Source organism: Geovibrio sp. ADMFC3, assembly GCF_054687035.1.
The window spans coordinates 2985278-3010944 of record NZ_BAAFZG010000002.1; the positions used below are offsets into that span (position 1 = coordinate 2985278).

Genomic DNA, 25667 nt, shown 5'->3' on the forward strand with positions numbered 1-25667 from the left:
AGATAAAACAACGGGGAGTACATCTATGAGTCTTGAAAAGAAATTAGCTAAACTTATATGCGAATACAGCCTTTCTTTAAGGAAAGGAGATATCCTTCTGATCCGTGCGGAAACAGTTAGTGAGCCTCTTATAAAGGAAATATATGCAAAAACGCTGGAGACCGGAGCTTATCCTGTTCTGCGTATGGCGTTTTCCGGTCAGCAGTCTGTATTTTATAAACACGCACAGAAGGATCAGCTTGAGTTTATACCTCAGAGCGTCTGGGCGGACACCCATAATGTCACCGCATCTATTTACATAGACGCTACAGACAACACGAAACAGCTCACCGGTGCCGATAAATCAAAAATAGCTGTTTATGCCAAATCCTATGCAAAGGTTCGAGAAGTTCTCATGGACAGAGAGCAGAAAGGTGAGTTCCGCTGGTCTCTCTGCCCTTATCCCACAGCAGCTATGGCGCAGGACGCTGAAATGTCTCTGGATGAATATACTGAGTTTGTTTACCGTGCATGCAGACTGCATGAAGATGATCCTGTTGCCGCATGGAAAGCGGTTGATGAGTATCAGCAGAAAATTGCCGGACTTCTGAACGGAACAAAAGAACTCCGCATCGTGGGCAATAAAACCGACATAACCTTCAATGTTGACGGGCGCAAATGGATTAACTGCAACGGACACCACAACATGCCCGATGGTGAAGTGTTTACGAGCCCTGTTGAGGATGGTGTAAACGGAACAATCCACTTTGATGTTCCCACATCATACATGGGTGTGGAAGCAGGCGGAATCACCCTTAAGATCGACAAGGGCAAAATAATGGAAGCTCATGCAGAGAAGGGGAATGATTTTCTCCAGTCTGTACTTGAGACAGACGAAGGCTCACGCTTCATAGGCGAGATAGCTTTCGGGCTGAACGAATCCATCACCAAGCCCACTAAGAATATTCTGTTTGATGAAAAAATCGGACGTACTATACACATGGCTGTGGGTGCATCATACCCTGAAGCCGGCGGGAAGAACAAATCCGGTATTCACTGGGATATGATAAAGGCTATGGAAGACGGCAAAGCTTACATTGACGGCAAGCTTGTTTTTGAAAACGGCAAATTCACAGGATTCTGATGTCATGAGCTTCATGTTTTCGTTCCAGAGCCCTGTGGAGGCTTTTTTCGGCTTCGGCAGCATAGAGAAGATTAAGGAAATAATGCGCCCTTATAAATCAATTGGTGTGGTTTCCGGGCGCACATCCCTTGAAACTATGGGGATGAAGGCTTTTCTTGAGTCTGAGCTTGCTGATAAGTCACTCCATTTCTTTCAGGAAGTGGAGGAAAACCCGTCCATTAACACCATAATCAGGGGCGGAACTTTCATGCGTAAAGCGAGGTGTGAGGCAATAATCGCCGTGGGTGGAGGAAGCCCCCTTGATGCTGCAAAATCCATGGCAGTGTTTGCCACTAATAACGACAGCTTCTACGAACTTCTCGCCAAAAAAGATATGCCCAATAAGCCTCTGCCTGTTCTCGCAGTCCCCACAACCTGCGGCACAGGGAGCGAGATGAATGCTTACTCAATTATTACTGACGTGGAAAAAACAGATAAAATAAACTTTTCCAAGCCCTGCATGTTCCCAAAATGGGCGGTGCTTGATCCGGGGCTTCTTAAAACTCTGAACGAAAAGACTCTTCTTGCCACAGTGTTTGATGCGTTTACTCATTCGATGGAAGGGCTGGTCTCACTACGTGCCAATCCTTTCAGCGATATGTGCGCAATGACCTCGCTTGAGCTTATACTTGCTACTTTGAGCGCTGCGGAAGACCTTAAGGGCGACAGGGTACTGGCTAATTTTATGTATGCTTCATCGCTGGCGGGTGTTGTTATTCTGCATACAGGAACAACATTGCTTCACAGCCTTGGCTACTACCTGACAAATAACAAAAAAATTCACCACGGCACGGCAAATGCAATGCTGATACCCTGCTTTATGGAAATGCTTCAGGAAAAAGGGGTTACTAAGGCCGGGGTTGTTCCGTCTTTATTTGAGAAACACGGGTTTGATCTCTCTTTCTGGCTTGAAAGACTCGGTGCAGATTCCTTAAGCAGTGTTCTTACTATGGAAGAGAAGCGGATTATGGCTGAATATGCGATAGGAAAGCCGAATATGAAGTCCACACCGTTTGAAGCGGATGCGGACTATGTGGTGAAAAAGCTTATCTAGTCCGGATCAGCGACCTGACTGTAGCGGTACATTATCTTTTTAACGTACCGCTGGGTCTCGCCGAAATCAGGTACTCTGTTACCTCTGGATGATACAGTGTAAGGTCCTGCGTTATAAGCGGAAAGAGCAAGCTCAGTATTGTTGAAGCGCCGTAGCTGTATGGAAAGGTATTTTATCCCCGCTTCAAGGTTAGTATCAATGTCAAAGGGGTCTTTGCCTCCCATGTCCTTGAACGTAATGGGCATAAGCTGCATCAAACCCATTGCGCCTGTCCGTGAGATGGCGAACTTGTTGTACTCTGATTCAACGTCTATAACAATTTTTACAAGTTTTGGGTCCACTCCGTATTTTGAAGAGTAGTTCTCAGCTTTTTCGTCAATAAGTTCATGGGGAATTGTTCTGAAAGCAACACCAGACACAAGTACGACATGACGCACAAGATGGTACACGCTGACCGTTCTTGTCTTTATATGAAAAGGGTTTATGAGCGCTTTTGGGTTCAAGGTGGTGAAAAATGTGCAGGTATTAAGCAAAAAAACGTAAACAACAAACGCTAAAAGTATTTTTTTATAAAGGGAAATAAGCTTCATCTGTAAAGACTATTTCATAAATATTTCTTGCAGTCAACGCATTCTGCGGTTATTTTTCATTAAACCTCCGGAGATGTCCACATGAAAATTATTGATATAATAAATTCAAAACGCACAATATCTTTCGAGTTTTTCCCCCCTAAAAAGGAGGAAGCGGAATCTGTCCTTTTTGACACTATTTCTCAGTTAAAAAAGTTTGACCCGGATTTTGTCTCCGTTACGTACGGAGCAGGCGGAAGCACAACTGAAAAAACTGTTGAATGGATACGCAGAACCCGTCTCAATTACGGGCTTGAAGTGATGATGCACCTCACATGTATTGCTGCAACAGGTGAGGTGATAGATTCCGTTACCTCAGAGCTTGATTCCATTGGTGTGAAAAATATTCTGGCTCTTCGCGGGGACATTCCGCAGGATATGAACCCGGAAGACATAAGCAGGGAGTTTGAATACGCATCTGATCTTGTGAAATTTCTGAAAAAGAATGGTGATTACAGCATTGGTGTCGCCTGCTATCCCGAAGGGCATATACAGACAAGAAATATAGATAAAGAACTGGAACATCTTAAACTTAAACAGGATCTTGGTGCAGATTTTGCAATTACTCAGCTCTTTTTTGTGAATGACTACTATTACAGGTTTCTGGAAAAGTGCGAAAAAGCAGGTATCACTATGCCTATAATAGCAGGTGTTATGCCTATTACAAATATATCTCAGGTGATTCGTTTTACCCAGATGTGCGGTGTTGAAGTTCCTTCCGCAATTATCAGTGAAATGGAAGGGAAAGGCGAGGATGACATGTTTTCCTTAGGTGTCGATTATGCCGTAAAACAGTGCGAATGCCTGTGGAAAAGTGGTGTAAGAGGTCTGCACTTCTATACTCTCAACCGCTCCGGAGCAACCGAAGAGGTGCTGAAAAGGTTGTTTTAATGCCTATGCCCCGCCACACAGAACCCCTTTACAGACCGCCCAGCGAGGCGGATTCGCTGATTTTCCAGATAACGGAAGGATGTTCATATAATAAGTGCGCCTTCTGCGGAATGTATATTGATAAACCTTTCCGTATCAAACCCTTAAACGATATTCTTGTCGAAATTAACGGCATTCCCGAACACTATGCCATACGTGTTCACCGTGTTTTTCTTGCAGACGGTGACGGTGTAATCTACCCCACTGATGATCTGGCTATTATTCTTGATGCTATCAGGTTCAAGTTTCCCGCTTTGCGGAGAATAAGCAGCTACGCCGGACCTCAGGCGCTTATGAAAAAAAGTGCTGGTGAATGGAGGCTTCTTCGTGAAAAAGGGTTGAAGCTCCTTTATTTCGGGCTGGAAAGCGGGAATAACGAAGTGCTGGCTCTGATGAACAAGGGTATGAAAGCGGACAAGATTCTCCCGAAAGTTCAGGAGATTAGGGCGCAAGGCATAGATTTTTCGGTCATGGTGATTCTTGGCGGAGGCGGAAGAAAACTCAGCCATGCACATATGCAGGACAGCACGGCGTGGCTGAACGCCACAAAGCCTAAGTATGTGTCGCTCCTGACTCTTTTCCTACGCCGGAAACGTGATTATTTTGACAGCATAGAAAAACCCTGCATAGGCGATCTGACAGACGAAATCAGAAGATTTCTGACCGGAATGAATGAGGGGAATATGATTTTCCGCTCCAACCATGTCTCAAATTTTGTGCCTCTTGAAGGAGTTTTGCCTAAAGATAAGGAAAAACTTCTGAAAAAGGTCAATGAAGCAGAGCAGATTCTCGCATCAAGGGGTATGCTTGAACAATACCCTGATTTTTATGAGGAGTTTTAATGCTGCTGCTCTTTCCGACTGTTAATGAACTCTATGGCTCACTGGGGAAAATGCCTTTATCTGAATGGAAATACGGAATCGTCTGCGGTGAGTGGAAGGGTATGAAAGCTTTTGTCACAGGTGTTACGAAGACAAATGCATCCTTTGCCTCTGCTTTAATATTTTCAGAACTCCGCCCCAAGCAGGCGCTTTTAGCAGGGATATGCGGTGCTTACAGGCAAAGCGGGCTTAAAACAGGCGATGTTGTGAGCATTGTTAAAGACTGGTTTGTTGATGAATCAGTCTTTGACGGCACTGAAATAAGGTTCTTGGGTGAAGAAGGTTTTCCTGTATGCGAAAATAATTTTACTTATTTTGAAAAAATCACCTCTCTGCCTGCTGCTGACTCCAATACTGTTTCGCTGCTCAGTTCCTGTGATATGCTTGCAAATATCTATTATAACAAAACAAATTCTTCTGTTGAGAATATGGAAGGCGCATCAGTGGGGCTTTCAGCACATCGTTCCGGTGTGAATGCAATGCAAGTGCGTAGTGTTTCAAATTATTGTGGTGAAAGAAAAAATCAGGAATGGGATATCAAGTCTGCATTCCGCTCTTTAAGCTCCTTTTTTCAAAGCTCATTCTAAAAGTATTGTCCGGTATCCAAACCCTCTTATTCAATAACTCCTGTGTTATTTTTTAAATCGTACAAATCATTTCCGATTATCATTATTTTCTTTTTTTCGGGTGTTAAAAAACCATAATAACAATTTAACTAATCTCTTTTCATAATATTGTTATGAATGTTTCTGTTCTATAAGTAACTAGTAAATAAGCAAAGAAAAAGTGTTCTGTTTTATTATAAATCATTATATTGCCAGTTGACACATATAATAAATTATGTTTTTATATTTGAGCCATATAAGAAAAAAATGGGGGACTTTATGAAAGAGAAGATCAAAAAGTTCCAGGAGCTGAACAGTATTGCAGAACTGGGAGGCGGTCTGGAGAGAATCAAGAAACAGCACGAGCAAGGCAAGCTCAGCGCCCGCGAAAGGATTGACAAACTTCTTGATAAAGGTACTTTCGTTGAGCTTGATAAGTTCGTAGTTCACAGATGTACCAACTTCGGTATGGAAAAGAATAAAGTTTTCGGCGACGGTGTTGTCACAGGCTACGGAAAAATCAACGGAAGAACTGTTTTCGTTTTTTCTCAGGACTTTACTGTTTTGGGTGGTTCTCTTTCCGAAATGTTCGCCAAGAAAATCTGCAAAATTATGGACAAGGCAATCGAACTCGGCTGCCCTGTTATAGGTCTTAATGACTCAGGCGGAGCAAGGATTCACGAAGGCGTTATGTCCCTTGCCGGATACGCCGATATTTTCCTCAGAAACACTCTCTCATCGGGTGTTGTTCCGCAGATAAGCGCTATAATGGGACCCTGCGCCGGAGGTGCGGTATATTCACCTGCACTTACCGACTTCACGTTCATGGTTAAAGACACCAGCTATATGTTTATCACCGGTCCTGAAGTTGTTAAAACCGTTACAAGCGAGGATGTTACAAAAGAGCAGCTTGGCGGGGCAATGACTCATAACTCCAAAAGCGGTGTTGCCCATTTCGCCACGGAAAACGATGAGGACTGCCTCCTTAAAATCAGAGAGCTTTTCAGCTTTATTCCGTCAAACAACATGGAGGAAGCTCCGGTTGTTGCCTCAAAGGATGACCCCAACAGGTCGGACACTTCAATACACGATATTATACCCGTTGACGCAAACAAACCTTACGATATGCACGATGTTATCACAAGGGTTGTGGATGACGGCAACTTCTTTGAAATACAGGAACATTTCGCAAAGAACATTATCATCGGTTTCTGCCGCCTGAACGGCAGAACAGTGGGTATTGTTGCAAACCAGCCGGCGATAATGGCAGGCGCACTTGATATTGACTCATCAGTAAAAGCTGCAAGGTTCGTACGCTTCTGCGATGCTTTCAATATCCCCCTTCTTACACTTGTGGATGTTCCCGGCTTCATGCCCGGCGTAGCGCAGGAATACGGCGGAATCATACGCCACGGAGCAAAGCTTCTTTATGCTTACTGCGAATCCACTGTGCCTAAGGTAACTGTAATTACCAGAAAGGCATACGGCGGTGCTTATGACGTTCTCAGCTCCAAGCATGTTAGAGGAGACATTAACTATGCCTTCCCCACTGCTGAAATTGCTGTTATGGGACCGGATGGAGCCGCTCAGATTCTCTATAAAAAAGAGATCACAAGTGCCAGCGATCCTGCTACCCTTCAGAAACAGAAAGTTGACGAATACAGGGAGACTTTTGCCAATCCTTACAGAGCGGCGGAACTTGGCTTCATTGATGAAATAATCCTGCCGGAATTAACCAGACCGAAAATAATTCAGGCTTTTGAGCTTCTTGCTAACAAAAGGCAGTCCAACCCGCCCAAGAAGCATGACAACCTGCCGCTTTAAGAGGAGGACAAAATGCCTGATATTATTAAAAAGATACTCGTCGCCAACAGAGGCGAAATAGCTATAAGGGTTTTCAGAACCTGCCGCAGACTGGGCATTAAAACAGTCGCTATCTACACCCATGCGGACAGAACGGCGCCCCATGTGAGATACGCTGATGAGGCTTACTGCATATCCGACACCGAAACGGATACAAGCTACCTGAAAGCCGATAAGATTATAGAAATAGCGAAAAAGACCGGAGCCGCCATTCATCCCGGATACGGCTTCTATTCAGAAAACCCCACATTTGTTCAACGTCTTGAGGAAGAGGGCATAATCTTCATCGGACCGTCCGCAGAGCATATCAAGCTCATGGGTTCTAAAACAGGGGCTAGAAACGCAATGGTTGAGGCGGGCGTTCCTGTTGTTCCTGGAACAAAAAACGCCATCCGTGACGTTGAAGATGCAAAGAAAACCGCAAGGGAAGTGGGGTATCCCATCATGCTCAAGGCTGTCCACGGCGGCGGCGGAAAGGGTATGAGGCTTGTTAACTCCGAAGAGGATTTCGACTCCGCTTTCCGTATGGCTTCTTCAGAGGCGGCTAACGCCTTCGGCAACGGAGACATGTATATCGAAAAATTCATTGTTGGTCCTCATCATGTTGAAATCCAGATTCTTGGTGACAAACACGGCAACGCTCTGCACCTGTTTGAGCGTGAATGTTCCATTCAGCGCCGCCATCAGAAAGTTATAGAAGAGGCTCCGTCTCCCTTTATCAATGATGAAACAAGGGCGAAGATGTATGAGGTCGCTGTTAAGGCTGTTAAGGCAATAGGCTACCACAGCGCCGGAACACTTGAGTTTATCGTTGGTTCGGATCAAAATTTCTATTTTCTTGAAATGAACACAAGGCTTCAGGTTGAGCATCCCATAACAGAGATGATCACCGGTGTGGATATAGTTACTGAAATGATCAGAGTTGCAGAAGGCAAAACCCTGACATATAAACAGGAAGAGATTTTCAGAAACGGATTCGCCATAGAGTGCAGAATATACGCAGAAGACCCCAGCAACAACTTTGCTCCTTCTCCCGGGCTGATCACTGTCTATGAAACTCCCGGCGGCCCGAACGTGAGGGTTGAAAGCGGAGCCTTTGCAGGTTATGAAGTTCCCCTTTACTATGACCCTATGATAGCAAAAGTATGCTCCTTCGGTAAAACCAGAGAGGGTGCTATCATTGCCATGAAAAGGATACTTACTGAGTACAAGGTATCAGGAATCAAAACATCCATACCGTTCCACCAGAGAGTGCTTAAAAACGAAACTTTCCTTGCCGGAAACTATGACACAAGCTTCATAGACACCAAATTCGACATGGAAGACCTTCAGCGCAAAGAGCAGAAAGATCCTTCCGTGGCTCTTATTGCCGCAGCGATCAAACAGCTCATAAGCGAGAAGATTTCGGCGCAGCGTTCCGTAACCAGAAGGGATGTGGGCGAAAGCAACTGGAAGCGTTTCGGCAGGCTGACAAGCCTCGGAAACAGGCTCGGATAAGGGGTGGATGATGATAACTAAAAGACAGTATTTTGCCACAGTTGATAAAGGTGAGCAGGAATATACTATTGATATAGTTGAAGAAACATCTAATGTTTTTACTGTAAGTATAGACGGAAAAACAAGCACTGTTGACTTTGCCCGCATGGGTGACAACCTGTACTCAATTATCATTGACGGACGTTCCTATGATATTGATATAACAGAAAAAGGCGATATTTTCTCAGTTCTCATGGGCGGAGACCATTTTGATGTGGAAGTTCTGGACGAGATGAAACGTCTGATGAAGCTCCGCACATCCGCCGGATTGGAAGGACGTCAGGTTATTGAGGCACAAATGCCCGGAATGATCTGGAAAGTTCTTGTTGAACCGGGACAGGAAGTCGAGGCCGGACAGCCGCTTATGATTCTTGTTGCCATGAAGATGGAAAACGAGATAAAGGCTCCCAAAGCGGGAGTTGTTCAGGAGCTTTTTGTTAAGCCTGATCAGACAGTGGGTGCCGGAGATAAACTCGCAGTTGTGGAATAATAATCAGGCTGTTATATTTTTAAATAAGTGTCCTCACCCCCGGTAACGGGGGTGTGCCGTTCATAGTGAAGCCTTGTTTATAACTGCGCTGATGATTTTGTCCGGATCTCAGGACGCAGATCCGGCGACAGCAAATCGGAGAATAATCATGTCAGGTTTTGAAAAGAAAACCATTCAGGATTGGGAAAAACTCGCCGCAAAAGAGATAAAGAAGGATGACACTTCGTCACTTATGTGGGAAACCCCTGAGGGAATACGGGTTAAACCCCTTTATACGCTTGAAGATCTTGAAAAGTTAGAAAATATAAATACCATACCGGGCTTTGCCCCGTTTATGAGAGGACCGAAGGCAACCATGTACGCCGGACGTCCTTGGACGGTTCGCCAGTACGCAGGTTTTTCCACAGCGGAAGAGTCCAACGCATTTTACCGCCGCAATCTCGCCGCAGGTCAGCAGGGGCTTTCTGTTGCGTTTGACCTTGCCACTCACAGAGGCTATGACTCAGACCACCCAAGAGTTGTGGGAGATGTGGGCAAGGCGGGAGTTGCCATAGACTCTATCCTTGATATGGAGATCCTTTTCAAGGATATTCCCCTTGGGGATGTTTCGGTGTCTATGACGATGAACGGCGCTGTTCTGCCGATTATGTCTCTTTACATAATAGCCGCTGAAGAGCAGGGCGTAAGTCAGGATAAGCTCTCCGGAACTATCCAGAACGATATTCTCAAAGAGTTCATGGTACGTAACACTTATATTTATCCGCCTGAACCCTCTATGAATATCATTTCTGATATCATAGAATACACCAGTAAATACATGCCGAAGTTTAACTCCATATCAATCAGCGGATACCACATTCAGGAAGCCGGAGCGAATAATGTTCAGGAGCTTGCCTTTACCCTTGCTGACGGTGTTGAATACGTTAAAGCGGCAATCGCCAAAGGGCTTGAGGTTGATCAGTTCGCCCCAAGGCTTTCCTTCTTCTTTGCCATAGGTATGAACTTCTTTATGGAGATTTCAAAGCTTCGTGCAGCAAGGTTTCTCTGGGCAGAGCTTATGAGTCAGTTTAACCCTCAGAAGCCTCTTTCATCCGCACTGCGTACTCACTGCCAGACATCCGGCTGGAGCCTCACAGAGCAGGATCCCTACAATAACGTTATCCGAACCACAATAGAGGCTATGGCGGCTGTTCTCGGCGGAACTCAGTCTCTCCATACAAATGCTCTGGATGAGGCGATAGCTCTTCCCACTGATCATTCTGCACGAATAGCCAGAAACACTCAGCTTGTTATTCAGGAAGAGACAGGCATTTGCAATGTTGTTGATCCTCTGGGCGGTTCGTACTATGTTGAGTCACTTACAGCCTCGCTCATAAACGAAGCCCGCAAGCTGATAAAAGAGATTGATTCTCTCGGCGGAATGACAAAAGCTATAGAATCAGGCATGCCCAAGCTGAAAATAGAGGAATCCGCCGCCAGAAAACAGGCTAAGATAGACATTGGCGAGGATGTCATTGTCGGTGTTAATAAATACAAACTGGCGAAGGAAAACCCTATTGAAGTTCTTGATATTGACAATACGGCGGTTCGTGAGGCACAGATAAAAAGGCTTCAGAAGCTCCGTGCCGAACGTAATGATGCTGAGTGCCGTGCGGCACTTGAAGAAATAACAAGAGTGGCTGAGACAGGGCAGGGCAACCTGCTTGAGGCTTGTGTGAATGCCGCCAGAAAGCGTGCTTCTGTCGGTGAAATGTCTGATGCTATGGAAAAAGTTTTTGGCAGGCATAAGGCTGAGATTAAGCTTGTATCCGGAGTTTACGGAAAAGTGTTTGAAGACAGCGAAGATTTCTCACAAATTAAAAAAGATATAGACGCATTCAGCGAGGAAGAGGGGCGCAGACCCAGAATCCTTGTTGCGAAAATGGGTCAGGACGGACATGACAGAGGAGCTAAGGTTGTTGCTACTGCCTTTGCCGATGCCGGATTCGATGTGGATGTGGGACCCCTGTTCCAAACCCCCGCTGAAACGGCAAAAATGGCTGTGGAGAACGATGTCCACGCCATAGGTGTGTCGAGCCTCGCCGCAGGTCACAAAACCCTTGTGCCGCAGCTTGCTGAAGAGCTTCGCAAGCTTGGTGCGGATGACATAATTATAGTCTGCGGCGGTGTAATTCCCCGTCAGGATTATGATGCCCTGTACACAGCAGGTGCTTCCTGTATCTTTGGACCCGGCACTCCGATAACAAAATCAGCCAGAGAAACTCTGGAAGCCATAAGGAAAAAGAAAGTCTCATAATGGATTTGGACTTACTCGTCAGTGACATTCTGAAAGGCGGGATCAGGGCTATGGGAAAAGGCATAACCCTGATCGAAAGCCGGAAGCCGGAGCACGGAGAACAGGCGGCGAAGCTTCTTGACAAGCTTCTGCCCCATACAGGAAACTCTCTCCGTATAGGTATTACAGGTGTCCCCGGAGTAGGGAAAAGCACATTTATCGAATCATTCGGCAGGCATCTCACCTCTTTGGGACACAAAGTTGCGGTGCTTGCCGTTGACCCTTCATCTCAAATCACAGGCGGCAGCATCCTCGGCGATAAAACACGCATGGAGGAGCTTTCCAGAGACCCTAACGCATTCATACGTCCGTCTCCGGCAGGTGACACCCTCGGCGGCGTTGCAAGGCGCACAAGAGAGACGATGCTTCTTTGCGAGGCTGCTGGGTATGACATAATTATAGTTGAGACAGTTGGCGTTGGGCAGTCGGAAACCACAGTTGCTTCTATGGTTGACTTCTTTATGCTTTTACAGCTTGCCACAGCGGGTGATGAGCTTCAGGGGATTAAAAAAGGGGTCATGGAGCTTGCTGATGCTGTCGTGATCAACAAGGCGGATATTGACCCTGTTAAGACAGATCTTGCCAAATCCCAATATATCAATGCTCTGCATATCCTCCGACCCAAAAGCCGCAACTGGTCTGTTCCGGTGCTTACGGTAAGTGCTTTGAAGAACGAAGGCATGGAAAGTGTGCGCTCTATGCTGACAGATTTTCGTGAGGCTATGGAAAAATCCGGCGAGTTTGAGGGAAAACGCCGCAGTCAGTCCGTTGACTGGATGTGGAGTCTGCTAATGGATGATCTTAAGGGGCTTTTTCTTAATAACAAAAATGTTAAAGGTATATTTCCGCAGGTTCAGGAGGCTGTCGCAAAGGGAATAACAACGCCTTCTGCCGCATCTAAGCGTCTTCTGGACGCCTTCAGGAAGTATTAGCCGCACCTCTTTAGTTTCCTTCCTATATCTTCTTTTGTTAAAATTCCTTAAATCTGCTATATTGCTGATTATTTTATCTATAAGAGGATTAAGACATGTCAGATTTACCTGTTACCCCTGCGATACGTGTGTTAAGGGCGGCAAAGGTTCCCTTTGAAGGGCATTTATATAAATATGTGGAGAAGGGCGGAACGGCGCAGTCGGCAAAAGAGCTCGGAGTCGATGAGCATATAGTTGTTAAAACAATCATAGTCGAGGATGAAAACAGAAAACCTGCTGTTGTTCTTATGCATGGGGATATGGAAATCTCCCTGAAAAATCTTGCGAGATTCATCGGTGTCAAAAACCTTGTTCCATGTGATCCGAATACTGCAAACAAGCACACCGGATACATGGTAGGCGGAACATCTCCGTTCGGCACAAAGAAACAGATGACAGTTTACGCTGAAGAAACTATCTTTGAACTCGATAAAATATTGATAAATGGGGGAAAAAGAGGGTTTCTTGTTATTCTTGATCCTAAGGATATGGAAAGAGTTCTGAAGCCTGTAAGGGTAAGCGTTGGGATTGAATAGGTAAGAATCAGACAATAACCCCGACTCTAAAAGCCGGGGTTTATATTATCTGAAACTTAACCCATTGCGTTAAGACGGACTGCGAGTCTGGAAACTCTTCTGGAAGCCTGATTTTTGTGAATCACGCCCTTAGTGGAGACTCTCCTGATGGTTACCTCTGCGTTTTTAAAAGCTGTTGCTGCCGCATCTTTGTCACCGCTTTCTACAGCTGTGAGGAATTTTTTAACGGCTGTTCTCATTTTTGATTTATTAGCTTTGTTTGCAAGAGCTTTCTTTTTGTCCTGTCTGATTCTTTTGTTAGCACAAAGTGTGTGGGCCACTTTTCACCTCTAGTATTTTTGTAAGAGGTGATGTATATCAAAAGAAACCTCTTTAGTCAAGGGGTTTAAACATGTTTTAGGGCTTAATTTTAAAATATTTTGATCACGGGGTGTCTTCTTATGAACAGAATCAGTTATCTTATTTGTGCATGTGTTTTTTTGGCGGCTTGCGGTGCCAAGGAGCCTAAGGTCGAAACGGGGCAGGCTATCCTTGCGGGTTTTTCCTCCGCCGGAGAAACTGAAAATTCAAAGCGTCTGGGAGAACTTGCCACAGACCTTAATGAAGTCAAACAGAACATAGAAATTATTAACCGCAGGAACGTGGCTATTGAAGATAAGTATAAGCAGATTATAGACCTTTTCGTTGCATACAGAGAAACTCTTACCGCTTTGAATTCTAAAGTAGATAATTTTACTCTGCAAAAAAATTTGGCTTATTCAAATAAAGGTGTATCATTGTATGGGAACCGAAACTTAACCGGCGAACCTGTGACGAACATTTCACAAAATTTTCTGGTTGAGGTTCTTGAAGGCGAAGCAGGAGTACAGGGCGTTGTGGCTGTTCGTTCGGCTGATGTTTTCGGATATGCCAACGGAACATCCTTTACCAAACTTGCTAAGTAGTTTCAATAGGTTGCATTTTTCTCCCGCTGAGAGGGAATGGAGGTGTTAATGAAAAGGTCAGCGTTTTACCTATTATGTGTTTTTCTGTTTGCATCCATCAGCGCATGGGCAGCAGCAGGGGGCGACACTGCGGAAAGGACTGCTAAAACGTGCGCAGGCTGTCACGGAACTTACGGCGCTTCACCGGGTGAATTTATACCTGTTATCGGCGGTCAGCACGCAGAATATCTTAAAAAAGTTCTTCTTGAGCTTAAAGGCAAAAAACGACCCCACAGCATCGAAATGACGCTGATGGCATCCGGTTATACTGATGAACAGCTTGAGGCTATCTCTGAGTGGTATGCCGATAAGAAATGGGCTGATTCAAAAGTTAAGGTCAATGAATACAATATGAGCGCCACTGTTTCTCTTATCGAAAATTACTCATGTTTCGGCTGCCATGTGGACAACGGCAAAGGGGAAGGTGAAACACCCGCAATAACCGGACAGGCGCCCGGATACCTTAAAAACGTGCTTATGAAATACAAGGCAGGACTTATCCCTTCAGACGAAATGGCTTTTCTTAAAGATGTCAGTGAGGTTGAGATTGATGCAATGGTATCTTATCTCACAGAGCTGGGGAGGAACAGATGAGCGGAATATCCAGAAGGAACTTTGTAAAAGCTTCAGCCGTTGTAGTTGCTGCGGCAGGAGTTTCAGGCTGTACCGGCAGTCTTGGTCTTAATCTGAATAAACAGCAGGATCAGGTTATTCTGCCGAAATCAGGTAAAAGAGTTGTCGTTCTCGGCGGAGGCTGGGGCGGAACCACGGCGGCTAAGTACGTTAAGCTTGGTGATCCATCCATAGAAGTAATTCTTGTGGAAAGACTCGATAATTTTGTTTCATGCCCCGCAAGCAACTGGGTCATAGCCGGGTTCAAGTCTTTGCAGGAAATAACATTTACTTATGATGCCCTCACAAAGAATTACGGTATTAAAATGTTAAAAACCGAAGCAACAGGGCTTGATCCTGCTGCTAAACAGCTTATTACTGCCGCAGGGCGTATAGAATATGATAAACTCATAGTTTCTCCCGGCGTTGAGTTTATGTATGACAAAATTGAAGGCTGGTCAAAGTCTGCTGAAGATATCTTTCCCCACGCATACAAAGCCGGCAGGCAGACAGCAATTCTCCGTGAGCAGCTGGTAAATCTTAAAAACGGTGAAAATGTTATTATGACTGTTCCCTCCGCTCCTTACAGATGCCCTCCCGGACCCTATGAAAGAGCGTGCCTTATAGCTTTTTACCTCAAAAATAATAAAAAAGGCTCAAAGCTTATCGTCCTTGATGCCAATGATGACATAGCTTCCAAGGGCAAACTTTTTCATGCTGCATGGGACGACTATTATAAGGACATAATAGAGTACGTGCCTGAAACTGTTGTGAAAGGCGTTGATGTTAAGAGCAGGGTAATTAAAACCGATAAAGGCGATTTTAAAGGCGGAGCGGCAAATATTATTCCGAATATGAAAGCAGGTTCGTTTGCTTATAAAGCCGGACTTCTGCCCGAAAGCGAGCGCTGGGTGCGTGTAAACTCGTTTACTCTTGAGTCTCAGGCGTTTAAAAATGTATTTGTCCTTGGTGATTCAACCCATGCCGGTACAGTTGGCCCTGTGCCGAAGTCCGGTTTTGTTGCCAACTCTATGGGCAAGGTTGCTGCTGCAGCTGTTGTGAATGAGCTTAATGGTAAAGAGCCCCTGAAACCGAACCTTGTCAACACTTGTTACAGCCTTGTGAATGACAAAGAAGCCATATTCATCTCCGGAGTTTATGATTATGATGAAAACACGAAGATGATAACCAGCAGGGGAGGCGGGCTCTCGCCTGAGCGTTCAGAGCTTTACGGCAAACACGCAGTGGACTGGACTCTCAGTATCTGGTCGGATATGCTTTCCTGAAGCTGTTTTCCAATGTTAAACTTTAAAAGCCGCTGTATTTTTGCAGCGGCTTTTTTTTGAACTTTGTTTTCATGAGAACCTTTATTCAAAAAACATAATATTTTGATTATTAGACTTTACTATCTATTGAATTAAATAGCAGTGATCATATTTTTTTCTGTGTTTTATTTCTGGATCATTGCTATGCTAAATGCTATTGTGACAAATAAGTTACGTAACCAAAAGGTGACATTTCGTCAAATAGATATTTTCAATTATATGGAAACAGATTATTTGACTATGATTTATAAGACGATGGAAAATGTATATTGTATACAAAAAACTCTTTACATTTTTTTATAGGCAGGTATAGTAGCTATATTCCAATCTTGGAATATGGTGAATAACAGATAGATAAAGTAGATTAATAAGCGCTCAGTCATGGAGTTTTTTTATTATGAGTTTAATGACGGGTCTCAAAACTGCCCTTGCCGAAAACAATTACGAAAGCGCAAAAAACGCGCTTGCTGATGCAACGCCTGATAGAGACGGATTAGTCAGTCTTTCAGCCGCTTTTATGTTTCTTTCACTTGTGTACAGGTATCCTGATAAACCTGTTTACGACACCCTTGAAAAATACATACCCGAATTTCAGTCATTTGTTGATGAGTACACAGCAGAACCTCTTTTGCTTACTGAAAGACGTGAAATGGAATATGACTATGTGCGCCTCTTTATTAATGCGCCCGGCGGAATGAAAGCCAATCCTTACGCTTCATGCTGGATGAGTGATGAAAAGCTTCTCTGGGGCGAACAGATGATACGCCTGAAAGAACTTATGGCTTCTGAAGGATTTGAGATGAGTTCTTCTGTAACAGAGCTTGAGGATCATATAGGTGTTGTTCTTGAGTTCTGCTCGGTACTTACGGAAAAACTTGCTTCGGATTCTCAGTCCTGCGGGGTTGGAAGTGTTTTCGCTCTGCTTGAGATAATGCGTGATTTCTTTCCTGTATTTGCCGGCAGCTTTGCTCCCAAAGTTATCGAAAATGCAGAGTTGGGATTCTATAAAACCGCAGGAATACTTGTTCAGGGGTTTCTTGCTGATGCTGAACATATTTTCGAGGAGCTGATCTTCGAAGGTCAATAAAAAATAAGGGGGCACATGCCCTGTTAATTTATGGAGGTTAACAATGAAAAGAAAAGCTGTTATGGCTCTCACCGTGGTTCTTATCCTCGCTTTTGCAGTTGCTACTGCATTTGCAGCAGGAAATGAAAGAAAAGGTAAAAGAACATGGAAAAAAAGCTGCCGCACTGCATGTCATGACGGAAGCCAGGCTTCCAACCTTTCACCCGTTTCAAAAACTCAGGCTCAGTGGAAAGCTCTTTTCGATGCTGAACACGCCAAAATCGATGCAGCTCACAAAGCTAAAAACGTTGCAATCGACGGTCTTCAGGCAAGCGACTGGGAAGATATGTTTGAATATCTGAAAGGTCACGCTCTTGACAGCGACCAGCCCGAAACCTGCGGTTAATAAATTTTTGTAAGGCAGATGCTCCCTTCGGCATCTGCCTTAAGTTTTTTAAATTCGGTATAAACGGCTGTTCCCTTCAACAGCCGCTTATATAAAAAGTTTCATTCTTTATGGGGGCAGTTTTATGAATAAACTTCTCGTTGCGCTTTTAACACTTCTCGTGTCTGCTTCCCTTGCCTTTGCGGCTGATCCTTCCCTTGAGGATCTCAAAAACCAGATAACCGCACTGCAGGGAGAAATAGACTCCATCAGCAAGCGTGTTGACGTCAATGAACGTCACACTGCGCTTGACAAAACAACTCTCGGCGTTGAGCTGAGAACAAGACTCGACTCAATCAGTTATGACGATGTAAGGGCACTTCCCGCATACGCCAATGACATGATGAGCCTCTGGCTTCAGGGAACACTGGTTTCCGGAGCAGGCGGTTCAGCATGGGACACTGACGGAGATATGTGGAACGATGCTTTTATGCAGAACTATGGTCAGGATTTTGGCGTCCTCTATAATGACCTTATGGGAACATCTGCGGTTGCGCAGGAATTTCAGATGAATTTCGGCGCTCTTGTAGGCATGGACGGCATGGGAGGGTTTGTTAACACTGAATGGCTTGACGGTATGATCGACTATGCCGGAATGACCGGAGTTGTTGCTGACGGCAACATGAACGGCGTCACTGATTATCAGGACGTGGTGATTACCGTGGCAACTTCAAACGGGCTTGACCTTAACGACCCGACTCAGGCTGCACAGGCTCAGATGATGGCAAACATGATGGCGTTTGCTTATCTTATGAATGATGGCACCCTTTCTTCAGCTGAAGCTGCTGTGGTTAAATCTATGTTCAAAGGTGTTAAACCCAGAAAATACAGCACAGAAAACAGCTCAATGTTCACCAACAAGCTTCGCCTTCGCCTTAACAGTAAGGTGAACAGCAACCTCAGCTTTGCCGGCAGGCTTGTTATGTATAAATCATGGGGCGATTCCAACAACATCAGGTTCTTCGACGGAACATTCAAGAGCATGTATCTTGACGGCAACTCCGCCGCTGTTCCCACAGATGACTCAATACATGTTGAAAGAGCTTATTTTGTTTACAAAAACAACATAGGCGATATGGGATACCACTTCTCATTCGGACGCCGTCCCTCAACCTATGGTCCCGGTTATGAAAACCATGAGAACTCTGTTCTTGGCGGTTCTCCCGTGGCTTCCATTATTCAGTGGAACTTTGACGGTGCTTCTCTCCAGTTTGACTTTGACGCATGGGTTCCCGGCTCCTTCATTAAATTCTGCTACGGTAAGGGTTTTGAAGGTCAGTGGGGTACTTCCAACGCTCTTTCCGCAAACAACGGGCTTGTTTCCAACCCCAATGTTGACGATGTTGAATTCGGCGGAATCATCCTTAAGTTCTATGACGATGAACAGTATAAAGTTTGGTACAACTACGCCAGAGGATTCGGTGTAACTGACGGCTTTACCGGTATGGTGGCTATGCCCTTCTATATAAGCGGCAAAGACTACAATATGGACGGTGAGTATGATGAATACTCATTTAATCCCAACTATGGCGGTTATGCTTCAAGGTTTGAACCCACAGCGGAAATCGGCGACATTGAAATGCACGCTTTCCTTGTTCAAGGTGAGAACTACGGCTTTAACTGGTTCGCTTCATACAACCTCAGCAAAACTCATCCGGACGGAAGATCCAACAACCCTATGTTTCAGTTCATGGATCAGGACAAGCTTCTCGGCTCTGACAGCAGCAAAAACGGTAATATGATATGGGTGGGCGTAACAACTCCCGAACTTCCTTTTACCGGCGGTAAGCTTGGCTTTGAATACAATCAGGGAAGCAAAAACTGGATAAACTTCACCGCAGCAGAAGATGATATCGTAGGCAGCAAGCTTGCGGTAAGAGGTAAGGTTTATGAAGTTTACTACCATCAGCCCATCGTAGGCAACAGGCTGTTCGCCACCCTCGGTTATCAGTACTTTGACTATGAATATACAGGCAGCGGCAACCCCATGGGTGCGCCCACTAAAATTGATGACGTAAACGGTCTTCATGCAATGATGCCAGTGGTTGATAAGGTAGAAAAATTCTACGGTTCTTTCACCTACAGTTTCTAAAAACTTTATGCGGGGGTTCGCACAGAACCCCTGCCTTTTTACAGGCTTAATATGACCTTTTGCGATTGTAAATACTACACATTTCCCGCACGCACAGATAAATCAGGTCATGAACTCAGAAACTTTTTTCCCAGTAAACAGATAGTAATTATAATACGATGTTATAAGGATAAATATTTATACTTGCATATATTATGAAAGATGGATATATATATAAATGTATATTGTATACAATATGCAGTCTTTTAGTAAACGAACATTGTCGGAAGAATTAGTGATATAACAGGAGGTCCATTCATATGAAGCTCAGTCGCAGGAAGTTTCTTGCAGCTTCCGGAGGGGCATTTGCAGCAGCGGTAGCGGCAGCAAATCTCACATCCCTTAAGGCAGTTGCAGAAAGCGGACACGGTGATGCACAGACAGGCGAAAAAGGCGAAAAACACATCGCCTCATCCTGTGAAATGTGTGTTAATAAATGCGGTTTTTATGCCCATGTAGTTAACGGACGCATCAAAAAGCTTAACCCGAACCCCCGCTTTTTTAAGAGCCGCGCTATGCTTTGCGCAAGAGGCAACGCAGGTGCGGAAGAACCCTATAACCCCGAAAGGCTTAAAACTCCCCTCGTAAGAGACGGCGAGAGAGGCAGCAATAAATGGAGAAAAATTTCCTATGAGGAAGCTTTTCAGATAGTTGCTCAGAAGCTCGCAGAAGCCAAAACAAAATATGAAAACCGCTCTTCAGTAGCCTTTTTCTCATCAGAAGGTCTTCAGGAAGGCAGCTTCCAGATGCTCGCTCAGACTTACGGATCTTTGAATACAGTGCGCCACCCTTCGCTCTGTCTTTCATCCACAATACAGGGCTGGTCATCTGTTTACGGAGTATATCCCGATGCAGATCTGGCTAACGCTATGTTTGTGGTTATGCCCGGCGCCAACAGGGCAGAAGCTCTGGTAACTCCCGATTCAATGGATTTTCTGCGTTACAGACCCAAGGGTCAGCAGCTTGTGGTTCTTGACCCCAGATTCACAAACACGGCAGCAAAAGCCGACAAGTGGTATCCTGTGAAGCCTGCAACCGACATGGCATTTATGCTTGCCATGATCAACGTGATAATAAACGAAGAACTCTATAACAAAGATTTCGTTGCGAACATGACAGAAGGTTTTGATGAGCTTAAGGCTCATGTTCAGCAGTACACTCCTGAATGGGCTGAAAAAGAGTGCGAAATCCCTGCTGATGAAATCAGATGGTGTGCCCGTGAGTTCGCAAAATACGCTCCCCGTTCCGTTATTTATCCGGGCAGAAGGACATCATGGTACGTGGATGATGTTGCCTTCCGCAGGGCGTGTGCGATTATACCCGCTCTTTGCGGATGCTGGGATGTTCCCGGCGGTATAGTTCCCAAGTCCGGCGTTCCGCTGAAAAACCCTGACATTATGTATCCTTTCTACGACATGGTTGAAGAGAGGCTTGATGTTGAATCATTCGGAGAGTTTGATAACAACCTTCCTGATGATGCAAGGAAAGAGGCGGGGCTTCCCACTGATTCTGTTGCATATCTCGGTGAAAAAGACGGAAGCTGGATAAGGTTCAGAGAAGCTGTGTTAAGAGGCGAACCTTACCCTGTCAAAATGATGATGATTTACAAGCAGAACTTTGTGGAAGCTGCGCCCAACAGGGCAAAGACTCTGAAAATGATGGAGATGATGGATTTCATCTGCATGATAGATATCCAGATGTCAGACACTGCTTTTTATGCGGACCTCGTAATACCTGAATCCACCTATCTTGAAAGATGGGATGTGGTTCACAGTCTTGCGGGAATTTGGCCCATAGCCACTTTCCGTCAGGCATGTATAGAGCCTGTTTATCAGACTAAGTCAATGTTTGAAATAACAGGAGGCATAGTTGATGAAATGCTTAAGATTCCCGAACTCTGGGATGACACAGACGAAGAGGAGCTTGAATACTTCAAGGAAGACTTTGTTGAGGCTATTCTCCATGCTCCCATACAGGACTACATAAAATATCAGGTAAGCGGATTTGAAAACGGCTACGAAAACCTGCTCAGAGACGGCGTGATCTATAAGACAGATCAGGGTGTTTACGGACAGAGCGCAAAACCCGGCTACCGTTTTAAAACCAGAAGCGGCAAGATTGAGCTTACTAACGTGAAATATCCTGATAAGGGGCTGGATGCTCTCCCCGTTTACAGAAGAGCAAGACAGCCGAAAGACGGTCAGTTCCGTTTTATCCTCGGCAGACACGGGTGGAACACTCATACAGGAACACAGAACAACGAATTCCTCTGGGAAATACAGAAGGAAAACACTCTCTGGATCAACTCCAAAGAGGCTCTTAAGCTCGGTATCAAAAACGGCGACAGGGTTGTTGTTAAAAGCTCCGTGGGCGAGCAGACTGTAAAAGCGGAAGTTACAGAGAAGATACGCCCCGACTGCGTGTTCTACGCACACGGTTTCGGACGTGTTTCCAAGGGAATGAGCCTTGTTTATCAGAAAGGTGCTTCTCAGGCGGCAATACTTGAAGACTACATAGAGCCCATCTCCGGCAACGCCGCTATGCACGAAACCTTTGTAACAGTAAGCAAGGCTTAATGGAGGTAATGGTATAATGGCTACTAAAAAATTCGGCATCGTCCTTGATGCTAAAAAATGCCTCAACTGCAAGGCATGTACCGTTGCCTGCAAGTTTGAGAACACGATACACCCCGGCGAAGACGACTACAGAATATGGGTTACTGAACTTGAACTTAAGGGTACGTATCCAAATATTTCGCAGGAATATCAGCCCTCACAGTGTCAGCACTGCGAAAACACACCCTGCGCCAGTGTATGCCCCACAAAGGCAACGTATAAGTCTCCCGAAGGTGTGGTTCTTATAGACTATGACAAGTGCATTCTCTGCAAGGCATGTATGACAGCATGCCCCTATGACGCCAGATACGAAAATGTTCATCTGCACGCCATAGATAAATGCACATTCTGCTACCAGCGCCAGCCGGAAGGCAGAGAACCCGCATGCGTTGAAACATGCCCCACAAGGGTCAGGGTTTTCGGTGATCTCAACGATCCCGAAAGTGAAGCAAGCAAACTCCTTGCTCGTAACCATACTTATCAGCTTAAGCCGGAAAGAAACACCAGACCCCGGCTTCACTACATAAAATAAGGGGGATATTCTGATGGCAGCACATACGGAAAACCACGGAAAATCTTTTTTGAAGTCCCTTATCGTTAATAATAAGGACATTCCCGCAATGCCTTTTATCATCCTCGGCCTTATTTTATGTGCCGTGGGCGGCTTTGCGGTTATCAGCGTGTTCGTGAAAGGGCACCATGAAGCATACGGCGTTACAAGACAGGTTCCATGGGGGCTTCTGATCTCCTCATACGCATATTTCGTGATTATATCCACGGGTATAGCGTTCATAGGCGGTCTGGGACATGCCTTCGGCTATGAAAAATATGCAAAAATCAGCAAGAGGATTGTGGTTCTCGCTACAATAGTTCTCCTTGCCGGATTCACGCAGATTCTTATGGAGATAGGCAACCCTCTCAGAATGGTTTACATGATGATAAGCCCCAATTTTAAGGCGCCTATTTTCTGGATGGGTATGTTCTACGGTATAGAGCTTGTTATACTTGCCTTTGAACTCTACCTTATCTTCAAACCCAATCAGACAGAGGCAGACCATAAACTTGCCGCTGTTGCCGGTTTCCTTGCTCTGCTTGTGGGTGTTCTTGCCACAAGTAACCTCGGTTATGTTTTTGGTTCGCTGAATGCAAGAGAATGGTATCACGGAATATACTTCTCCACTTTCCTTGTTGTTTCAGGCGTAACAGCCGGAGCAGCACTGCTTATACTGGTTCATACAATAGTTTATAAAGGCTCGCTTCCTGCAGAGCTGAAACCTTCAATGGTTTCCCTCGGCAAGCTTATGGGCGGCGGTATAGGCGTTATGATGTTCCTTTATCTCTGGAAAATGCTTTCATCAATTTTTACAGAGCCGGGCGATGCTTATATGTCTGTTATGTCACTGATAAACGGACCCTTAAGCTTTAACTTCTGGATAGGTGAAATGCTTCTGGCGGTTATTCTGCCCCTTGCGCTCATAGTGACTGCTAAGGGAAGCATAAAAAAACTCAGTATGGCAGGGTTCATTTTCCTCATAGGTCTGTTTTTCACAAGGTTTGACTTTGTGGTCGCAGGTCAGCTTCCTCCCATGAGAAAAGGGCTCGCCGGATCCGGTGTTATTACAGATGCAGCAGGATTTGCATTTTACAGTCCTTCTATGCTTGAGTGGCTTGTTTATATGTTTGGTTTCGGAGTTTTCTTCCTGCTGTATTTTTCAGCAGAAAAGTTTCTGAACCTTGAAACAGAGAGCCATCATTAATGAAACTTTCTTCCTGACATAAATATCTTTTCCGGCAGTCTTTTTATTGAGGCTGCCGGAGGGTATTTTTACAGTGAAGATGCGATATCGTTTTATTTATATATACTGGCTAATCGATAAGTTCTTGTCAGTATTATAGAAAATAACGATACATAAAATCATAGTTAATTACTTGGTAATTTGCTTTTTTAATATTTAATAGTTAGGAAGATAATAAGTATTCTGTATTTATTATTGAATTTTAAAATTGTAAATTTCGTAAAAAAATGTATAATAGAATAGTTGTTTGTTGATAATTTATTAAGTTAATTTTTGCGAAAATACATAGCAAAAACGAGGATAACGAATGCATCTTTCCCTCTGGAGAGTTCATAGCGGAAAGACAGCAGAGTTATAAATTTTAATTAACCCCGATGGAGGTATATTTAATGCGTATGGTAAACAGAATTCTTATGGCTGCCGTGTTCAGCATGGCTCTTTTTGTTGCAGGCTGCGGAACGGCGAAGAAGGAGGTTGCCACCCCCGCCGAGGCTGCGAAGGCTAAATCTGTTGCAGAGCAGATAGTCGAATCCGGTTTTGAAATGGTAAAATTTGACGAAGTTAAAAAAGTTGTCGGCAACGGCATGTTTAATGCGTCAAATGGCGTGATGGTCGACGCCAGACCCGAACGTGTTTTCGATCAGGGTCACATACCCGGTTCTGTAAACATCCCCGACAATAAATTCGAGGAGTTTTATCCTGTTCTTACTGAAAAGAAAGTAACAAAAGACACTTATATAATCACTTACTGCGGCGGCGTTGACTGCATTAAGAGTCTTCATAACGCAAAGTTCCTCAAAGATAAAGGCTACACTAATATAAAAATCTACCTTGACGGTATGCCCGACTGGACAAAACAGGGACAGGCTGTTGAGATAGGCTTCAACACTGCCCAGAAGCTTCATGCCGAAGGCAAAACTCTTTTTGTTGACGCACGCCCCGAAAGAGTATTTGCAAAAAGCACAATCCCCGGTTCTGTAAACGTTCCCGACAATAAGTTTGAGCAGTTCAAACAGTTCCTTCCTGCTGATAAAAGCGAAACCTTCGTTGTTTACTGCGGCGGCTATGAGTGCGTGAAATCTCATGTTGTTGCTGAACTTGCAATGAAACTTGGCTATAAAAAGCCCCTTATATATGCAGGCGGACTTCCCGAATGGCAGAAAATGGGCGGAACAATGGAAGCTGCTGCACCTAAGGCTGCTTCTGCCTCCGCTGCACCCGCAAGCGGAATCAAACAGGGCGGGGAACCCGGTTCTGTTGATAAGGACTACTTCAAAACACTTATAGCCTCAAGACCTGCAAATATTGTTATCGTTGATGTCAGAACTCCCGCTGAGTTCCAGAACGGTCATATTGAAGGCGCTATAAACATAGACGTTGATAAAATCTACAAAGAAGGATGCGAGGCTGTTACTGCTCTTCTTCCTAAAGAAGGCGATGTTATATTCCATTGCGCTTCCGGCGGCAGAGCAGGAGAAATGTATTTCGGACTCGTTGAAGACTGCAACTTTCAGCCGAAAGAAAGACTTCACTTCCTTGATGCACATGTGAAATTCAGCGATGCTCAGTGCATAGTTGAATAACAGAAGCAATTACACTTTTTCATAATCTTCTTATCAAAAAGGCAGTCCGGGGTTTTGCTCCGGACTGTTTTTTTTATGCGGTCGAAGACAGAACACCACGCTTTTAAGCGTGGATGAAT

Annotated in this window: 23 protein-coding genes; 21 read left to right on the plus strand and 2 right to left on the minus strand. The window is 44.8% G+C overall.

The genetic code is table 11. The annotated features are described in order from the left end of the window. Positions 1-25: 25 nt before the first annotated feature. Positions 26-1123, plus strand: coding sequence for an aminopeptidase (locus ACYRYY_RS14540; protein ID WP_460216314.1), 1098 nt, complete (start codon positions 26-28; stop codon positions 1121-1123). A gap of 4 nt (positions 1124-1127) precedes the next feature. After that, complete coding sequence (locus ACYRYY_RS14545) at positions 1128-2216, plus strand: iron-containing alcohol dehydrogenase (RefSeq protein ID WP_460216315.1); 1089 nt, start codon at positions 1128-1130, stop codon at positions 2214-2216. On the opposite strand, the gene ACYRYY_RS14550 is transcribed toward ACYRYY_RS14545, so the two are convergent. After that, positions 2213-2653 carry a lytic transglycosylase domain-containing protein gene (locus ACYRYY_RS14550; RefSeq protein ID WP_460216316.1) on the minus strand — a complete coding sequence of 147 codons (441 nt, stop codon included), beginning with the start codon at positions 2651-2653 and terminating at the stop codon, positions 2213-2215. The two genes, ACYRYY_RS14545 and ACYRYY_RS14550, sit on opposite strands and share 4 nt — an antisense overlap. Before the next feature lie 234 nt (positions 2654-2887). On the opposite strand from ACYRYY_RS14550, the gene metF reads away from it, so the two are divergent. The 9 genes from metF (at position 2888) to ybaK (ending at position 12992) form a co-directional block, all read left to right on the plus strand. After that, the gene (gene metF / locus ACYRYY_RS14555) at positions 2888-3736 is read left to right on the plus strand and encodes a methylenetetrahydrofolate reductase [NAD(P)H] (RefSeq protein ID WP_460216317.1); all 849 of its coding nucleotides are present in this window, start codon (positions 2888-2890) and stop codon (positions 3734-3736) included. After that, entirely contained in the window at positions 3736-4617 is an 882-nt protein-coding gene (locus ACYRYY_RS14560; RefSeq protein WP_460216318.1) for a radical SAM protein, read from the plus strand. The genes metF and ACYRYY_RS14560 overlap by 1 nt, the downstream gene beginning before the upstream one ends. After that, positions 4617-5243: a phosphorylase family protein gene (locus ACYRYY_RS14565; protein WP_460216319.1), complete on the plus strand. Its 627-nt coding sequence runs from the start codon at positions 4617-4619 to the stop codon at positions 5241-5243. The genes ACYRYY_RS14560 and ACYRYY_RS14565 overlap by 1 nt, the downstream gene beginning before the upstream one ends. Before the next feature lie 297 nt (positions 5244-5540). Then, a complete protein-coding gene (locus tag ACYRYY_RS14570; protein ID WP_460216320.1) occupies positions 5541-7085 on the plus strand; it encodes an acyl-CoA carboxylase subunit beta in 1545 nt (514 codons plus the stop codon). Between the two features lie 21 nt (positions 7086-7106). Further along, positions 7107-8621: an acetyl-CoA carboxylase biotin carboxylase subunit gene (gene accC, locus ACYRYY_RS14575; protein ID WP_460216509.1), complete on the plus strand. Its 1515-nt coding sequence runs from the start codon at positions 7107-7109 to the stop codon at positions 8619-8621. A gap of 7 nt (positions 8622-8628) precedes the next feature. Beyond that, positions 8629-9150 carry an acyl-CoA carboxylase biotin carboxyl carrier protein subunit gene (locus tag ACYRYY_RS14580; protein ID WP_460216321.1) on the plus strand — a complete coding sequence of 174 codons (522 nt, stop codon included), beginning with the start codon at positions 8629-8631 and terminating at the stop codon, positions 9148-9150. Positions 9151-9298: 148 nt separating this feature from the next. Next, complete coding sequence (gene scpA, locus ACYRYY_RS14585) at positions 9299-11446, plus strand: methylmalonyl-CoA mutase (protein ID WP_460216322.1); 2148 nt, start codon at positions 9299-9301, stop codon at positions 11444-11446. Further along, the gene (gene meaB, locus ACYRYY_RS14590) at positions 11446-12417 is read left to right on the plus strand and encodes a methylmalonyl Co-A mutase-associated GTPase MeaB (RefSeq protein WP_460216323.1); all 972 of its coding nucleotides are present in this window, start codon (positions 11446-11448) and stop codon (positions 12415-12417) included. The genes scpA and meaB overlap by 1 nt, the downstream gene beginning before the upstream one ends. A gap of 95 nt (positions 12418-12512) precedes the next feature. Then, positions 12513-12992 carry a Cys-tRNA(Pro) deacylase gene (gene ybaK / locus ACYRYY_RS14595; protein ID WP_460216324.1) on the plus strand — a complete coding sequence of 160 codons (480 nt, stop codon included), beginning with the start codon at positions 12513-12515 and terminating at the stop codon, positions 12990-12992. A gap of 56 nt (positions 12993-13048) precedes the next feature. Here the strand turns inward: ybaK and rpsT are convergent, their stop codons facing one another. Continuing rightward, positions 13049-13312 (minus strand): 30S ribosomal protein S20, encoded by a 264-nt coding sequence (rpsT, locus tag ACYRYY_RS14600; RefSeq protein WP_460216325.1) that lies wholly within the window; start codon positions 13310-13312, stop codon positions 13049-13051. 120 nt (positions 13313-13432) lie between these two features. Between rpsT and ACYRYY_RS14605 the strand changes: the two genes are divergently transcribed. The 10 genes from ACYRYY_RS14605 to ACYRYY_RS14650 all read left to right on the plus strand — a co-directional run bounded on the left by ACYRYY_RS14605 (position 13433) and on the right by ACYRYY_RS14650 (position 25548). After that, a complete protein-coding gene (locus tag ACYRYY_RS14605) occupies positions 13433-13936 on the plus strand; it encodes a hypothetical protein (protein ID WP_460216326.1) in 504 nt (167 codons plus the stop codon). Between the two features lie 48 nt (positions 13937-13984). Further along, positions 13985-14569: a c-type cytochrome gene (locus tag ACYRYY_RS14610; protein WP_460216327.1), complete on the plus strand. Its 585-nt coding sequence runs from the start codon at positions 13985-13987 to the stop codon at positions 14567-14569. Then, the gene (locus ACYRYY_RS14615; protein ID WP_460216328.1) at positions 14566-15873 is read left to right on the plus strand and encodes an FCSD flavin-binding domain-containing protein; all 1308 of its coding nucleotides are present in this window, start codon (positions 14566-14568) and stop codon (positions 15871-15873) included. The genes ACYRYY_RS14610 and ACYRYY_RS14615 overlap by 4 nt, the downstream gene beginning before the upstream one ends. Positions 15874-16309: 436 nt before the next feature. After that, a complete protein-coding gene (locus ACYRYY_RS14620) occupies positions 16310-16999 on the plus strand; it encodes a TorD/DmsD family molecular chaperone (protein ID WP_460216329.1) in 690 nt (229 codons plus the stop codon). A 43-nt stretch (positions 17000-17042) separates the two neighbouring features. After that, positions 17043-17384 carry a cytochrome c gene (locus tag ACYRYY_RS14625; protein WP_460216330.1) on the plus strand — a complete coding sequence of 114 codons (342 nt, stop codon included), beginning with the start codon at positions 17043-17045 and terminating at the stop codon, positions 17382-17384. A gap of 124 nt (positions 17385-17508) precedes the next feature. Then, positions 17509-19515, plus strand: coding sequence for a DUF3373 domain-containing protein (locus tag ACYRYY_RS14630; protein WP_460216331.1), 2007 nt, complete (start codon positions 17509-17511; stop codon positions 19513-19515). 299 nt (positions 19516-19814) lie between these two features. Continuing rightward, on the plus strand, positions 19815-22130 hold the full coding sequence (locus ACYRYY_RS14635; RefSeq protein WP_460216332.1) for a molybdopterin-containing oxidoreductase family protein: 2316 nt from the start codon (positions 19815-19817) through the stop codon (positions 22128-22130). Positions 22131-22146: 16 nt separating this feature from the next. Then, positions 22147-22701, plus strand: a complete 555-nt coding sequence (locus ACYRYY_RS14640) for a 4Fe-4S dicluster domain-containing protein (protein ID WP_460216333.1) — start codon at positions 22147-22149, stop codon at positions 22699-22701. Between the two features lie 13 nt (positions 22702-22714). Beyond that, on the plus strand, positions 22715-23926 hold the full coding sequence (nrfD, locus tag ACYRYY_RS14645; protein ID WP_460216334.1) for an NrfD/PsrC family molybdoenzyme membrane anchor subunit: 1212 nt from the start codon (positions 22715-22717) through the stop codon (positions 23924-23926). 428 nt (positions 23927-24354) lie between these two features. After that, positions 24355-25548, plus strand: coding sequence for a rhodanese-like domain-containing protein (locus tag ACYRYY_RS14650; RefSeq protein ID WP_460216335.1), 1194 nt, complete (start codon positions 24355-24357; stop codon positions 25546-25548). Positions 25549-25667 lie beyond the last annotated feature (119 nt).